The sequence below is a fragment of the Shewanella aestuarii genome, assembly GCF_014647215.1.
GTDB lineage: Bacteria > Pseudomonadota > Gammaproteobacteria > Enterobacterales > Shewanellaceae > Shewanella > Shewanella aestuarii.
Genome location: NZ_BMOT01000002.1, coordinates 283,965 through 300,230 on the forward strand (window position 1 = coordinate 283,965; position 16,266 = coordinate 300,230).

Below are 16,266 nucleotides of genomic sequence, written 5' to 3' on the forward strand. Positions count from 1 at the left end.
GCTTGTTATTTGCAATAAATATCAGTGTCAGTAAACTTGCCGTCAGTGTTATTCCTACACCCCATAAAGCGCGTAGCCTAAAATGGCTTTTACGGCTATTTACTTTCAAGTTGGCCAATGACTGATCTAACCAATATGACTCTTTCAGCTTTCGATGTTCCTATTACGGCGGTACTTCCTGAAATCCTTCAAGCAGTAGAGAGTGTTAATCAAATTATTCTCCAAGCTCCAACAGGGGCGGGTAAATCAACAGCCTTACCATTAGCTTTACTTCAATCAGGCCTAATTAAGGGCAAAATATTAATGTTGGAGCCTCGGCGAGTGGCTACGCGTAATATTGCTAAATTCATTGCCAAGCAATTGAAGCAACCTGTCGGCCAGCAAGTGGGATACCGAGTTCGTGGTGACAGTCAGGTTAGTGCGCATACTCAGCTAGAAGTGGTCACTGAAGGTATCTTAACGCGAATGATTCAAGATGATCCTGAATTAGTCGGCATTGATATGATCATTTTTGATGAAATTCATGAGCGCCATTTACCTACAGATATTGGTCTTGCGCTTGCTTTGGAGGTGCAATCGTCTTTACGTGATGATTTGATAATAATGGCGATGTCAGCCACATTATCGGGATTATCGTTGCAAGATTTAATGCCTAATGCGCATGTAGTATTCAGTGAGGGCCGCAGTTTTCCTGTTGATATAGACTATGTCCCAATGGGCGCTTCAGCTGACTGGCTCAGTCACATGGCTAAAGTGATCACCGAGTTGATGACAAGCTCAACCAATCACAACTCAAATAGTGATGCTAGTGAGCCAGGCTCTTTGTTAGCATTTTTGCCCGGTAAAGCAGAAATTAATCGACTTGCCGCCATGCTGGCACCTAAATTAGCTGATGATATTTTACTGTGCCCTTTATATGGCGACTTAAGCTCAGTAGAGCAAGATAAAGCTATTCAAACGACAGCAAATGGATGGCGCAAAGTTGTCTTAGCCACTAACGTTGCAGAGTCCAGTTTAACTATCGAAGGCATCACCATAGTGGTTGATAGCGGCTATCAACGTAGTGCAAATTTCAATCCCAAAACTGGGGTGTCAAAACTGAGTTTAACCCGAATTAGCCAGTCATCAGCCATACAGCGCAGTGGCCGAGCAGGGCGATTATCTGCAGGAAAAGCTGTCAGATTATGGAGTCAGGAAGAGCACGGTCGATTATTAAAAGTCACTCCCCCCGAAATTGTATTATCTGAATTAACCACTGTGGCCTTAGATTGTGCCTGTTGGGGGGCAAAGCAATTTAGCGATTTAGCCCTACTTACTCCAGCACCTAAAGTAAATGAGCAGTTAGCATGGCAGCTATTACAGCAACTGGAATTGGTGGATAAAGACCGCAAATTAACCTCGCTTGGCCGAGAGGCGCATCACTTAGGTTGTCACCCTCGATTGGCTCATATGTTGCTTCAAGCTAAAGTGCTAGCAGAGATAAATACCACGCCGCATTTTGCATTACTTGCCTGCTTGTTGGCCTGCATTGTCGAAGCGCGTGGATTACCTGGTAAAGGGGCTGATATTAGCGGTTATTTATCGATGGCAACCCAAGGCCAAATGGGGCAGCAGGCAAAAGTTTGGCAAAAAAAGCTGTCTTTATCGGGGGATTTGAAACAAGCCGTAAGTGGGGCTAATGATTACGATATTGGCCATCTTTTAGGATTAGCTTATCCAGATAGAATAGCTAAAGCCCGCGGTCAGTTGGGTTTTCTCCTCAGTAACGGCACGGGCGTCACCCTTGACCCACAAGATCCTCTTTGCCATGCACCTTGGTTAGTGGTGGCTGATTTTCAAGAAACCCAAGGTCGAACGGCCGGTAGAGTCTATCTTGCTTGTGCGTTGGATGAGCGCTTAATTAATCATGAGCTGGCACATTTAGTCACGACTCAAAGAGTCAGTGGTTGGGATGATGCTAAGGGGCGTTTTTTTGCTGAGACACAAACACAACTCGGCAGTATTTTACTGAAATCGGTTCGAGATAATAGTGTCAGCAATGATGATATCCGCTGTGCCCTTGTGGCATTGGTGCAGCAAAATGGGCTATCTGTTTTAAATATCGATGACGGTGTTAAGCAGCTGCAATTAAGAGTCATTATGGCTAGTTGTTTGTCGGAGCATCTAGCATGGCCTGATTACAGCGATAGTGGTCTGATGGAAAGCATCGATAAATGGTTAACGCCCTATCTAACAGAGGTACGTAATTTAGCGCAATTAGCCAAATTGGATTGCAGCAAACTGTTGCTGAATCATTTAACGTGGGAGTTACAACAAACATTGAATGATTTGGCTCCCACTCGCTGGCTAATGGCAACAGGAACCTATGCGCCAATTCGATACCAGTTGCCTGTTGATGAGCATGGTCAGGCTTATTTTGAACATACCCAGGCACGAGCATTTCTCAGTGTCAGACTGCAAGAAGCATTGGGAATGGCGCAAAGCCCGAGATTATTTAATGGTAAATTAACAGTAACCATGGAATTATTGTCACCGGCGCACAGGCCGCTAGCCACAACCGCAGATTTAGCCAGTTTTTGGCAAGGTCCCTATGTAGACGTAAAAAAAGAAATGCGTGGCCGTTACCCAAAGCATTTATGGCCTGATGATCCTGTAAATACCACGGCAACCAAATTTACTAAAAAGAAAACCCCAGGCTTATAAGCCCGTTAGAACCTATCTAATGCATGACGTTGTAGAGAGACATGGCAAAAAATAAATCGACAAAGAAGCACTCTAAAAAACACAGTAAAGGTTGGCTACGAAGCCTATGGTCTTTGACATGGAAACTGTCATTAATCGGCATTGCTTTTGTGACGTTTTATGCCATCTATTTGGATCAAATCATTGCGCAAAAGTTTGAAGGCCAAAAGTGGCATTTACCTGCGCAAATCTTCAGCCGTTCAATGGCGCTGTATCCTGGCGCGGCGATTAACCACCCGCAATTAATGGCTGAGTTGAAATTATTGGGTTATCGCAAGGTGAGTAATCCTCGTCAAGTCGGCGAGTTTTCAGCGTCAAGCACCCGAATTGAGCTTTGGCGCCGTCCTTTTTTACATCCAGAGGGCAACCAAGCAGAACAACGGGTTATGATCAGTTTTGATAGTTTAGGGGTTAATTCTGTCAAACGTATGAGTGATAAACGCGAGTTAGCCGTTTTTCATTTAGAACCGGTATTACTTGATCGCATTATTGCTGGAGACGGTGAAGATAGATTATTTGTACCCACAACCGAAATGCCTAGTTTGATTGTTGAGTCACTATTGCAGGTAGAAGATCGTAGCTTCTATGAACATCATGGTGTTAATCCATTTGCGATAGCAAGAGCTGCGATTGTCAACATTACAGCGGGTAGAGCAGTGCAAGGGGGCTCTACCTTAACTCAACAATTAGCCAAAAACTTCTTTTTAAGCAGTGAGCGTTCGCTTATCCGTAAAGCACGTGAGGCGTTAATGGCGATTATTATCGATTTTCGCTACAGCAAAGATGAAATCTTAGAAGCTTATTTAAATGAAGTTTACATGGGCCAGGATAAATCCCGCGGCGTCCACGGTATGGGATTAGCGTCGCAATTCTATTTTGGACGCCCAATAGCCGAGCTAACCGTTGCCCAGCAAGCGTTTTTAGTGGCAATGATTAAAGGACCATCGTATTACAACCCATGGCGTTATCCTGAACGAGCGCAAGAGCGACGCGATCTTGTGTTACGCATATTAATGGAAAACGATAAGTTGACTGTAGCGCAGTACAAAGCGGCTGCGGAATCACCATTAGGACTACGAGACGGTAAAAAGTCAGTGCATCAAAAACTGCCCGCTTTTTTTGCTGTGGTTAAAAATGAGCTACGGAATCGCTATGGTGACAGTTTATTGAATCAATCTGGCGTTAAGGTATACACCACTTTAGATCCAATGGCCCAAGATGCCGCAGAGAAAGCCGTTGTATCAACCTTAAAGTCCTTAGACAAACGGGTTAAAAATGTCCAAGTAGGTATGGTTGTCACAGACAAGTATACCGGGGGTATTGCTGCCATGGTTGGAGATAAACAACCTGGTTTTGAAGGTTTTAACCGTGCCGTTGAGATCCGTCGGCCAATAGGGTCGCTAATTAAGCCATTTGTATATGCCACAGCATTAACAAAAGGGGATAAGTTTAGTTTAGCTAGCCCACTTGCCGATAAGCCTATTACCTTAACAAACGAACAAGGTAAAACTTGGTCGCCCAAAAACGTGGATAAACAATTTAGTGGTGAAGTGTCTCTATTAGAGGCGTTCGCTAATTCAATGAACGTACCCACAGTAAATGCAGGTTTAGCCATAGGTGTCGAGAATGTGGCCAATACCCTGCAACAAGCGGGTTGGAATGAGTCTATTGCACCTTACCCATCTATGCTACTTGGCGCAGTGAATGGCTCGCCATTAATGGTGGCACAGGTTTATCAAACTATTGCGGACGAGGGGCGTTATCGTAAGTTAACCTCAATTACGGCGGTGTTGGATAGCCAAAATACCCCATTAGCGGTGACGCATTCAGCCAGTGAAATGGCGATAGATCCCGCGACAGATTATCTGGTGCAATATGCCATGAATCAAGTTGTGGTCAAGGGCACAGGTAAACGTTTGGGTGCAGCATTCCCTGGGGTGAAATTGGCCGGTAAAACGGGCACCAGTAACGATAGTCGTGACTCTTGGTTTGCAGGTTTTGATGAACGAAATGTTGCAGCAATTTGGGTTGGTCAAGACGATAACAGTAAAACAGGTTTATACGGTAGCAGCGGTGCTATGGCGGTTTACCAAGCATTTTTACAGCAACGTCCACCGCTGAGTTTACGCATGCCACCGGTTCAGGGCATAGTGAATGGCTACTTTGACCGCACCAATGGTGCGCCGATGCAGCCTAATTGTCACAATGTGATTAATTTACCTGCCCACAATGTGAGTTATAAACCTGCGGCAAATTGTGGAGAACCCTTGTCCTGGTGGCAAAAGCTATTGGGCGAGTAATTCTTTAAGGAAAAGCTTAGGGTAAGATTGCGCCCACAGGCATTAGCTGTCTGTGGGGGTATTTTATTGTCCATTTGTTGGCCATGTGAGGAAGGGGTTCATCGTTCATGGCTGTTAATCGGTAAAACGCAACCTTACTCGCGAGTGGTGTGTAATAATTGTTATTATTGTCCTGAGTGCTTTAGCTGCTTTAACATTGATGCTGAGTCTTTTTGCGTCAAAGGCGCTAGTTATTGAGTTGCATAACACACGCTTGAGGACGTAAAAGTTGTGGCTGTCGATTTTAGTGCGATTTCAAACTCAACCTTTTACAGTCTATTCACCGAGCTATTTCATCGAACTATTTCTTAGACAACTCATTCCTAAGTTGAGTAATTTCATGCAACATTTCAATTTGATTTTTTTCCATTTGATGTTGATTGGTCTCCATTCGCGACAATACCAGTTCTAACTCAGCTCTAATTAATTCCTGTTGTGACTCTTTGCGCTCTTGCTCATCAGGGGTCACAAATACCGAAGCCATATAACCAGATATGACCCCGAAAAAGCTTACGCCACTGATAATCACAATGCCACCAATGACATGACCTAAGGTACTAACAGGATAGAAATCTCCGTAACCCACGGTGGATATTGTCACTAACGCCCACCAAATCGCTTGCTCGGCGGTGTGGATATTTGCCCCTTCTGCACCACTTTCAACTAATAAAATCAGCACTGACGCATTGGCTAAAATTAATACCGTGGCTAACAAAAGGCTTGCTAGAGTGGCTTGTTTCTTTTGTCTTAGTAACGGCCAAAAAATTGAGCGGCTCATGCGGATAAGCCTTATGACCCTAAGTATTTGGAATACACGAGCAATTCTTAATGCTTCAATGGCGGGAATGCTGGCCAAAAAGTCTATCCAATGGTGGCGCAGAAAATAGACTTTATCGCGTGCTTTATGTACCCCCCAAAAAAAGCGGGCCATAAAAATAAAGCAAATACCGCTGTCGATATATAACAGCAGACGATATGTTTCTTTGTCGAGCTTACCAAATGCTAAGGCCAGCACTATGATGACAGAGAAAAATGACAATACCATCATGGCCAGTTCAATTGGTTCAAGGGTGTTAAGTGTTTTGGATGACCATGGTTTAGATTTGAACATTACAAAGTCCGTTTATAAGTTGTCTGAGGCAATTTATCTTCCCCATAATAAAAAACGCGCTAGGCAAAAGTCTAGCGCGTTTTAATAATTTATATTGGACTATCTGATAATTACTTCTTATCAACAAAGTGAACTAAGTCATCAAGGACACGTTTTTTAATTTCAAGTTGTGCATCAGAAGCTAAACCGTATCTTTCAGCTAACAATATATAATCTTCACCACTTAAGGAAACGGTCAGCCTTGGACGTTTGGGGCGTTTTGAAACCGATAAACCTAGAATAGTTCTTATTTGATCTGAAGGGCTAACACCTCGATCCAGTGCCGCTTTGCGAATGGAGTATTGAAACTTTTCATCAATATCAAAAGCCACTTGAGTGGCTTTGGCAGCTTTTTGATTATTTAACCATTTCTCAGGTAATGGTTTGCCTTTACTCATAGAGGCGACTCTCCTTGATTAACTAGCAGGCCAGTATTCGCGAATATCGGTTAATGGACGATAAAGGGTTAGCATCACTTCTGTATCACCACCATCGTAAACTTCAATATCAACTGCAAGTGTTTCGGCATTATTGATCAATGAATAACTTTCGAACGCTTCACCCCGTGCGCCGTTTTCATCTTGAGGGGGCTTTTGATTGCGGTAATCTTCTCGATGAAAATAACCAAAACCTGCAAACTCCACCTGATGATAATTGTCAGCTAGCCATTGGCTGAACTCTTGAGCTAATTCCGCCGCTAAAGGTTCTGGTGTAAGGGTGGCCTTACCGGGTTCTTCAAATATTTCAGCAAAGGCATCTAAGTCAAACAGCTGTTCAACCATAGCGCGATTAATTTTGATAGAAAAGCTTAAATACGCTTCGTCTTCAACCACATAAGACAGATAAATGGCATTATCACTGTGGCCGCGTAATAAGTATTCACATTGCTGAGAGCGCTGATATTCATAGGTATGGATTGCTTCAACCTTTAACTGCTGCCCACGCAGTTGCGCAGGCAGAGCAAAACTGTCATCAAGGGTGATCATATCACCCTTGAGCAGTTTACTGGGATGGTCAAGCAGACGCTTAGGGGCTTCTTTTTTGCCAAATAGGCCGCTTAAAAATCCCATAGTCAATTAGCCTTTTCTTGCTTTAATGCGATCAAGAACAGCATTGGCGCTCGACTTTTGCTCACCAATACCTGCTTCAGCCAGCTTAGCGTGTAAAGACTTATCGCTGTTCTCTTCTGCTAAGGTTTCAGAGGCTTTTAAGCGATCATCAAACTGTTGCTGACGTGCTTTGATCCGCTCTAATGAGTCTTTAGCATTAAGCAGTTTTGAGTTGCTAGATGCAAATGAATCAGTAATGGTTGCTGTTGCTTTTTGCACGCTTTCGGTGGTTTTTACCATGCTTAATTGGCGCTGGTAATCAGATAACTGACGTTCAGTTTTCTTAACCAAATCTTTAAGGCGAACAGCATGAGCACTAAAGCTATCATTTGCTGCTTGTTGCTCTGATAGCTCTTGATCAAGTTGAGCGATTTTTTCTGCAATCTCAATAGCTAATGCTTCATTCTCTTTCTCTAAAGCCTGGGTAACATAACCTTCATGTTCAGCAATGCTGCGCTTTAAGCGGTCAACTTCACGGTTAGCTTGCATTTCTTTCGCCATAACGTCAGTTAACTCACGCTTGGCTTTGGTTAAATGCTTTTCTGCATCGCGAATTTCTTGTTCAAAAATGCGTGTTGAGTTTGCGTCAACAATACTTTGGCCTACTTCTGTTGCACCGCCACGAAATGCGGTAAGAATTTTATTTAAAATGCCCATAATTGACTCCTTAATTCAAAAACTCTGAGAGTTCGTCGATGACTTCCAAACAGTTGTCTGAAAGTACTGCTAATTCTTGCTCAATCTCTTCCATGCTTGATTCGACTGATAGTGCGCCATAGACCACATATTTATCGTCAATTTTTGCAAATGAAGACAGTGGCATCGGAATGTTGAGCTCTAACATGGTCTCAAACATTTCTGCACGACGAGCTTGATTGACTTCATCCTCGCCCCACAAATAACTGATACACAATATTTGGTTGTCAGTGACGGAGACAAAAACCGGAATCTCTTCTCGGCTTACCACATTGACTTGAAGTACTTCTACATCACCGTCAATCGGGTAACAATCAAATTGAAAACCGGTACGACTTTTGTCACAAAGACCATTCAAATGGTTAGCAATAGTATGGATGTTCATAGTTGTCCTTAATTGACATATTATGTCTGTGTTCAAAGATAGCATCGAGACATAATATGTCAAGCGCTATCGTGTCCATTAAAAAAGATTCATCGCTTCATTTTCTGACCATGCGGCTAAATGATAATGATAAAGTTGCAATGAACCAATTTCGTTAATTTTTACATCTTGTTGTTCTGCATAGTAATTACCTGGAAATTCAAATGCACCATGGACTAACCCTAAGGTTAACCAGTCACTTTTTATCGGTAATTGAGTAAGTGCCGTTAGCCTGTTTTTAGGTGATAAACCTTGTTTACTGCCGATGCTCCAACCCCATTCACCAAAACTGGGTACATTATGATGGAACTGATCGACCTTAAAACCTGCTGAGGTTAATGTTTTACCTATGGATATAAAGGCTTTAGGGGCGTGGTAAGGTGAGGTTGACTGCACTGTGACTATGCCATCGGCACTAAGCAGTTCATTCAGTTTGCGATAGAATAAGTCAGAATAGAGTTTATTTAAATCTGGGTGACTGGGATCAGGTAAGTCGACAATGATGGCGTCGAAATGCTGACCATCAGCAATTAAGGTATCCACCCCGTTAAACGCGTCATCATTGATGAGCGTTAGCCTAGGGTCATTCAAACTATTGCCATTTAATGCCAGCATGGCTTTGCTCAAGAAAGCTGGCATATCTTCGGGAGGCGACTTAAATAAACTGACTAAGTCTTTATCTAAATCCATTAATGTTACTGATTTAGGATCCCAAGCTAACACCTGCTTCAAACCTAGGCCATCTCCACCACCAATAATCAATACTTTGTCATGGCGGGCACTGGCAGCCAGTGTGGGATGCACTAAAAACTGATGATAAATATGTTCATCACTACTAGAAAATTGCAGCCTACCATTGATGTATAAATTATAAACGGGTTCTAATCCATTGCCTCTGAGACGTTCAGTAAATGTCAGTTGTTGGAACCGCGTCGATTTTGCATAAACAACTTTATCTTTGTAGAGTAAATTATTGAAGTGTTGTTCCCACTGCGGCCCTTTGGTTGCTAATAGGCCAATGCAAACACTGGCAACAATATGCCCCACCAGTAGCCATTTAGCATGACTAATGTTATGCCAAAAGCGCCAAATAAATATGGCTCCAGCAATAAGGTTGACGCTCGCGGTTAGTGCGGCAGCAAGTTGGATATCAATCGCCAGCATAAAGAACACCCAAATCGCGGCACCAATACCTGCTCCTATATAGTCGGCACCATAAATCGTACCAGCATTATGCAGTAAATGGGCTTCAGATAATGACTGTCTTACTCTCGCTATCAGAGGAATTTCCATACCAATCATTAAGCCTAATAGCACGCCCCATAAATAAGGCAGGTATTCACTAAGGGTTTGTAAGCTAGCAATAAAGCCGCCATTTGGCAGTTGATCTGGAGGCAAACCTAAGGTGTTAGCGATCGCTAAGGGGAGTTGCTGGCCAAAACCAATAACGGCAGCCGTGATGATAATAGCAAATGAGCCGCACAAAGCGACAGAGAGTTCTAAAATAGCAAAACCGGTGAAAGCGCATTTGATTTTACGGGCGGCAAATGCGCCTATCCCCATAGAAACAATCATTAGGCCGATCATGGTATAAATTGCGGCTTCTAATGCGCCTAATATACGCCCCGCATAGTGCGATAGTAGGTATTCATAGATTAACCCACAGCCTGCAAGCAGTGCCATAATGCCTAGTAATAAGGCATCATCAAACCAAGTAATCCGTTTATTAAGCGATAAAGAAGAGGGCGCAGTTGCACTTTGCTTGAGCGCCTCCTGTGCCGATTGAGGTTGTTGTGCTTCAAGCAAAGTATCAGACATCGTTATTAGGCCATTAACGCCGTTAAGATTAAGGCTACAGCAATGCTGATCGCCATCTCAACTGCGGCGATACCTATGTTGTGTTGTTTTTCGACTTCTTCAGCCAAATTGATCCCCGCCAAGACTAACTTTTTAACTAAGGCGATCACTAAGCTCATCAATACTAGCATCACGAATGAGAAAATTAACCAGCCAAAAATATTGTTTAAATATGCTGTAGGGATATACAAAATAAAGTGGCTTGCAGCATTAAAACTCAATGCCATGGCAATCATATAACCACTATGGCGGATAGCTAAGGCGGTTTGCCCTTGCTTTAATGCCTGCTGCATAGAGGCATCTTGGTTACGTTTTGCGTAACGATTTTCACGTAAACGGGTTAACAGTACCAATATCAATTGTGATACTAAAAACGCGCTGAAAATGGCAATGAAAGTATCAATGGTAATATCTTCAGCCCACATTAACACTGCGCGAATAATGATTGCTGTTGCAATCGCGGCAGCGGCATCGACAACCGCAACCGACACATTACCTTTGAGGATTTCTTCATTTTTAGGAAATTCATTTAAAGCAATTTTATCATGTAGATAGCGACCTAATTTAATCAGTATTAAACCGAATAAACCGTAGGCTGTCATGCCGATAGCCTCGGTGGTGTAAGATACTGCTGCCTCACCAGTGATCGCGCCAGTGAGTACAATCCCAAGTGCTGCCACCGCGCCAGCGGTACTGATACCAAAAGCAAAATTATCATGTTCAGCCAGCTCTTTAGTGCTGTTAACCTTAATTGACCAACCTTGAAGATATCGCATCAAGGCTAGTAGTACGATTGCAATGGCTAAATCAATTGCAAGAATAATTAACAGTGGCTCTGTGATGCCATATTGTTGAAGAAATGTCATTGTCAGTCCTACCTATTTACCACGGCTAATGCCGCGAGTGGTGCGGCTACTTGAATTACGGAAACTACTGGTTTTCGAATAACTTGAGCGAAACTTGCTCGTTGATGTACGAGTGGTTGTACTCGCTTTTGGCGCACTGGCACTTTGACGAGACAAACTAGTGGCGCCGGTTTTGGGCTTGGCATACGGGCTGTCAAAGCGCTTACCTTGGCGTTCAAAACTCTTTTTTGTTTGCTGATAAGTATTATTTTGCGCAGTTGCTTGTCTTGGCGAGGTATAACGATATCTACCTACATCATTGTAGTAACTGTAGCCACGAAGGCTTGACCAATTGTCATAACGGATTGGACGTTGGAATACATTAGAAAACATGGCATACATGCCATACCAAGCCCAGAAAGATGTGCCGCTTGAGTCTGACTGCCAACTGCCGTAAGAAGGGTTGCCAACCAACTGGCTACCGGGGCCAAAATCTTCACTGCCATTGGCTAATGCGGCCGCCTCACGGCTGATTGAATTTACCCTTGCCAATTTACCTTTAGACAAGTCAGCAACCACGTTAACAGGATCAGATAACATGTCGTTATATAAACTTGGATCAGTGGCTTGGTAGACGTTTTCAGCTTCGGCAAGTTGTTGGTCTAAATTGATAAAGTTGGCCGCTGTGCTCAGGTCATTATTTCTACGCAATAAAGATTGAAACATCGGGCCTTGAGTGGTGGCATCTAGCGCTAACTCGCTCAAAAGTGGAGCGAGTTCTGGGCTTTGTTTAGCAAGTAAATCACTATATTGCTGCAATAAAGTGGCATTACGTAATTGATTGCTCTCAAGGCCAGTTTTGAGTTGCGCTAAACGTTGCGTGGTTAGCTGTTGATATTTAGCAATTTGCTCAGGTCGATCATCACCGCAGCCTGTCAAATTTAGGCTAAGAAAAACAATGATGAAAAACGTGAATACACGGGGAAGCTTACCTGCCATGTTTTCTCCAAGTGTTATAAAATTCATGCGCATAGAGTGCAATTTTTAATGTGCGTTTGCGACAGGGTATAGTATCTTGAGATTATAAATATTATCTCTGCATCAAGATATAACATTCTTGACATAATATGTCCAATCTTGAATCTAATCAAAGGACCATTATCGCCATGCCATCAAAAAGTAACAAGGTATTATCTGCACAAATGCAACAAACAGCAGAAAGTTACTGGTTAAGATTAATCGACCTCTGGCCTGAGGCTTTGTCACTTACCGATAATCAGCAATCTGAAATCAAAACTATATTCAGTTTAAGCGATTATATTGCCGAGCAACTTAACCGCCATCCTGAATGGATCCCAATGCTTTTTGATGGCTTGCTTGATGAAGTAGTGCGGGCTGATTTTGATAAAGAATTGCATCAAATATTGCTCGATTTAACGACTGAAGATCAAGTCAAGTCGGCATTGCGGCAATATCGTAATAAGCAAATGGTGCGTTTAGCTTGGCGAGATTTTGCTAATTACTCAAAACTAGAAGATTCGTTAATTGATCTTTCTTCACTGGCCGAAGCGCTGGTTATTGCAGCGCGAGATTGGCTTTATGTGGATTTATGTAAGCAGTTGGGTACACCTTCAGATGCAGAGGGTAAACCCCAGCCTTTGTTGATTTTAGGCATGGGTAAGCTAGGTGGACGAGAGCTTAACTTTTCCTCTGATATTGATTTAATTTTTACCTTTCCCGAACATGGTGAAACCATCGGCGGACGTCGCGCGATTGCTAATCAGCAGTTTTTTATTCGCATGGGGCAAAAACTGGTTAATTTGTTAGATCAAGTTACCGCAGATGGATTTGTGTTTCGGGTCGATATGCGTTTACGCCCTTATGGTGAAAGTGGCCCTCTTGTGGTTAGTTTTGCAGGCCTTGAAGATTATTATCAGGAACAAGGCCGCGATTGGGAACGTTATGCCATGGTTAAAGCGCGCGTATTAGGGCCATGGAGCGGATATTGCGATGAATTACACGATTTATTACGACCTTTTGTTTATCGTCGTTATATCGATTTTTCTGCCATTGAATCATTGCGTAAAATGAAACAGATGATCGCCCAGGAAGTGCGTCGTCGTCAGTTAACCGATAACATCAAGCTTGGTGCTGGCGGCATCCGGGAAGTGGAGTTCGTGGTGCAAAGCTTCCAGTTAATTCGTGGTGGACGTGAGCCGGCATTACGTCAGCAAAGCTTATTTGGTGCGATTGATACCTTGTATAGCTTGGGGCAATTAGAGTATCTGGCTGTGGATGAGCTGAAGCACTCATATATTTTGTTGCGTCGTGTGGAAAACCTGCTGCAAGCCATTGATGATAAACAAACCCAAACCTTGCCCAACAATTCATTAGATTGGCAGCGTTTGTGTTACAGCATGAATTTAACCAACGAAACCGATTTACGGACTCACATAGAAGCGGCGATGGCAAAAATTCATCGTCATTTTAATGCCACTGTAGGTGGCAGTGACTCACATGAACACAGCGATCATTGGACAAGTTTGTTTTGGAATATCCAACAAGATGATCACGCTGACACTCTATTGCAGGAACAACAAATTGAAGATCCTGAGTTATGGCCACTACTCAGTGATTGGCGTAACACAGTTTCCAAACGCTCAATTGGACCTCGAGGCCGAGAAACGCTTGACCGTTTAATGCCAAAGTTGCTTGAAGAATTAATGGTGCAAACCAAACCGAGTGCGGCATTTAAACCCGTTTCTAATGTGTTAGATAAAATTCTGACTCGTACTACGTATTTAGAACTCTTGTGTGAAAATCCGGGGGCGCGCCAACAATTAGTCAGCTTATGTTGTGCAAGTCCTTGGATTGCCAAAGAGCTTGCTAACTTTCCAATGCTATTGGATGAGTTGATAGATCCCGCTCAATTATACGATATTACCTCCATTGATGATTACCCCAGCGAGCTTCGCCAGTATCTGTTACGTGTGCCAGAAGATGACATGGAACAGCAAATGGAAGCCTTGCGGCAATTTAAGCTATCACAACAATTAAAAATTGCTGCTGCAGACGTAACAGGTGTATTACCTGTCATGCAGGTGAGTGATCATTTAACTTTTTTAGCTGAAGCGATAATTGAGCAAGTGGTTTTGCATGCCTGGCATCAGGTAGCGGCAAGACATGGTGTGCCACCAGGTGCTAACCAAAATGAAATGGGCTTTGCGGTAATAGGTTATGGCAAATTAGGTGGTATTGAGCTGGGTTATGGTTCCGATTTAGATTTGGTTTTTTTACACAGCAATAATAATGTTGGAAGCACGGATGGTGAGCGTCCGATTGACAGTAGCCACTTCTACCTCAAGCTAGCTCAACGCATAGTGCATCTATTTGCCACCCGAACCACTTCGGGAGAATTGTATGAAGTTGATATGCGTTTACGGCCCTCAGGGGCTTCAGGATTATTAGTCAGTGAGATTGAGCGTTTTGGTGAATATCAAAATAAAGAGGCCTGGACATGGGAACATCAAGCCTTGGTACGTTCTCGGTTTGTATTTGGCGATCATGATTTAGCACATCGTTTTAGCCTGCTTCGTGCTCAAGTGCTACAAAACCCGCGTGATAAAAGGGAATTGGCGATAGCCGTTCGTGAGATGCGTATAAAAATGCGCGATCATTTATTGCACACCAGTGAAGGCATGTTCAATCTAAAACAAAGTGCTGGTGGCATTGCCGATATTGAGTTTATTGCTCAGTTTATGGTGTTGGCATACTCCCATGAATATCCAGAGCTCACTGTATGGTCAGACAATGTGCGAATTTTTGAGGTGTTGGCTGATTTAGAGTTAATGCCGGTGATGCAAGCGCAGCATTTAACCCAAACTTATTGTTGGCTACGTGATAAGAATCATGAATTAACTCTACAACAAATGAGTGGCCAGCTTGAAAGTAGTCTTGTGGCAGATAAAACCGATACAGTGATTGAAATTTATCGTCAAATCCTTGAGATGTGATATTAATTTTTCAACCAATTTGATTAAATGAGTTAACACTGCTTTAGTGTATAAAGTACCTACAAAAGGTGAATGATTGAATGTTATGTGCACCCATACCTGCAGATGAGCATACTCGACTAGAAACATTACGTGGTTTAAATGTGCTTGATACCGTGGCCGAAGAGCGGTTTGATCGTATTACCCGTCTTGCTAAACGTTTATTTGGCGTGTCGATATGTCTGGTTAGCTTGGTGGATGAAGACCGTCAATGGTTTAAATCAGCGCAAGGCATAGAAGTCGAACAAACGGGTAGAGATATTTCTTTTTGTGGTCATGCAATTTTGCAACATGATGTTTTTGTTGTGGAAGACACCTTTAAAGATGAACGTTTTGTTGATAATCCATTGGTGACAAAACCGCCTAAAATTCGCTTTTATGCGGGATATCCCCTGACCATGCCCAATAACGTGCGCATAGGTACACTGTGCCTAATTGACGATAAACCGCGTCAATTTTCGCAAGATGATCGCCATGCTCTGACAGATCTTGGTCATCTTGTCGAAGATGAGATTGTGGCAATTCAGCAAGCAACATTAGATCCTTTAACGGCTATTTCAAACCGTCGAGGCTTTGAAATGCTAGCCAGTCAAGTGATAGCCAATGGTGATCGACAAGGCATTAATACCAGTCTGTTATTCTTCGATTTAGATCATTTCAAACAGATTAACGATCAATTTGGTCATGCTGAAGGTGATAAAGCATTACAGCAGTTTGCCGGATTATTGTTAGACGGCTTTAGAGAATCTGATGTTATTGCTCGTTTTGCTGGTGATGAGTTCATCGTATTGTTAAGTTATGAGGCCGAGCTTAATTTGGATGCGGTATTGAAGCGCTTCGATGCCTTGGTCCATACCCATAATCAACAAAATGACTCAGCCTATAAATTGGTTTACAGCACAGGCGTTGCCCACCGTGCATATAACAGCTCACTGTCTTTAAACGAATATCTGGCTCAGGCAGATAAAGCGATGTTTGCGATTAAAGCGCTGCATCATAAGTAAACTCAATAACATACATGAATCGTCAGTTTTGCTGTAAAGGCATATTCA

General features: G+C 42.9%; 12 protein-coding genes. 4 read left to right on the plus strand and 8 right to left on the minus strand.

All coding sequences use genetic code 11. The features are described 5' to 3' along the window. The first annotated feature begins 117 nt into the window (after positions 1-117). Entirely contained in the window at positions 118-2,703 is a 2,586-nt protein-coding gene (gene hrpB, locus IEY03_RS05125) for an ATP-dependent helicase HrpB (protein WP_229778195.1), read from the plus strand. 41 nt (positions 2,704-2,744) lie between these two features. Further along, positions 2,745-5,042, plus strand: a complete 2,298-nt coding sequence (mrcB, locus tag IEY03_RS05130; protein WP_188840278.1) for a penicillin-binding protein 1B — start codon at positions 2,745-2,747, stop codon at positions 5,040-5,042. A gap of 340 nt (positions 5,043-5,382) precedes the next feature. Here mrcB and IEY03_RS05135 read toward each other — a convergent pair whose 3' ends face one another. The 8 genes from IEY03_RS05135 to IEY03_RS05170 form a co-directional block, all read right to left on the minus strand. Then, a complete protein-coding gene (locus tag IEY03_RS05135; RefSeq protein ID WP_188840279.1) occupies positions 5,383-6,192 on the minus strand; it encodes an ion transporter in 810 nt (269 codons plus the stop codon). 110 nt (positions 6,193-6,302) lie between these two features. Beyond that, positions 6,303-6,629, minus strand: a complete 327-nt coding sequence (locus IEY03_RS05140; protein ID WP_188840280.1) for a hypothetical protein — start codon at positions 6,627-6,629, stop codon at positions 6,303-6,305. An 18-nt stretch (positions 6,630-6,647) separates the two neighbouring features. Further along, positions 6,648-7,301 (minus strand): hypothetical protein, encoded by a 654-nt coding sequence (locus IEY03_RS05145; RefSeq protein WP_188840281.1) that lies wholly within the window; start codon positions 7,299-7,301, stop codon positions 6,648-6,650. A gap of 6 nt (positions 7,302-7,307) precedes the next feature. Then, on the minus strand, positions 7,308-7,997 hold the full coding sequence (locus IEY03_RS05150) for a PspA/IM30 family protein (protein WP_188840282.1): 690 nt from the start codon (positions 7,995-7,997) through the stop codon (positions 7,308-7,310). Between the two features lie 10 nt (positions 7,998-8,007). After that, a complete protein-coding gene (locus tag IEY03_RS05155) occupies positions 8,008-8,421 on the minus strand; it encodes a YjfI family protein (RefSeq protein ID WP_188840283.1) in 414 nt (137 codons plus the stop codon). A 78-nt stretch (positions 8,422-8,499) separates the two neighbouring features. Further along, positions 8,500-10,278, minus strand: a complete 1,779-nt coding sequence (locus IEY03_RS05160) for a polyamine aminopropyltransferase (protein ID WP_188840284.1) — start codon at positions 10,276-10,278, stop codon at positions 8,500-8,502. Positions 10,279-10,283: 5 nt separating this feature from the next. Further along, on the minus strand, positions 10,284-11,183 hold the full coding sequence (locus IEY03_RS05165; protein ID WP_188840285.1) for a DUF350 domain-containing protein: 900 nt from the start codon (positions 11,181-11,183) through the stop codon (positions 10,284-10,286). A gap of 12 nt (positions 11,184-11,195) precedes the next feature. After that, positions 11,196-12,161, minus strand: coding sequence for a hypothetical protein (locus tag IEY03_RS05170; RefSeq protein ID WP_188840286.1), 966 nt, complete (start codon positions 12,159-12,161; stop codon positions 11,196-11,198). A 167-nt stretch (positions 12,162-12,328) separates the two neighbouring features. Between IEY03_RS05170 and glnE the strand changes: the two genes are divergently transcribed. Further along, positions 12,329-15,175: a bifunctional [glutamate--ammonia ligase]-adenylyl-L-tyrosine phosphorylase/[glutamate--ammonia-ligase] adenylyltransferase gene (gene glnE, locus IEY03_RS05175; protein WP_188840287.1), complete on the plus strand. Its 2,847-nt coding sequence runs from the start codon at positions 12,329-12,331 to the stop codon at positions 15,173-15,175. Positions 15,176-15,255: 80 nt separating this feature from the next. Next, positions 15,256-16,218, plus strand: coding sequence for a GGDEF domain-containing protein (locus tag IEY03_RS05180; protein WP_188840288.1), 963 nt, complete (start codon positions 15,256-15,258; stop codon positions 16,216-16,218). Positions 16,219-16,266: the final 48 nt, after the last annotated feature.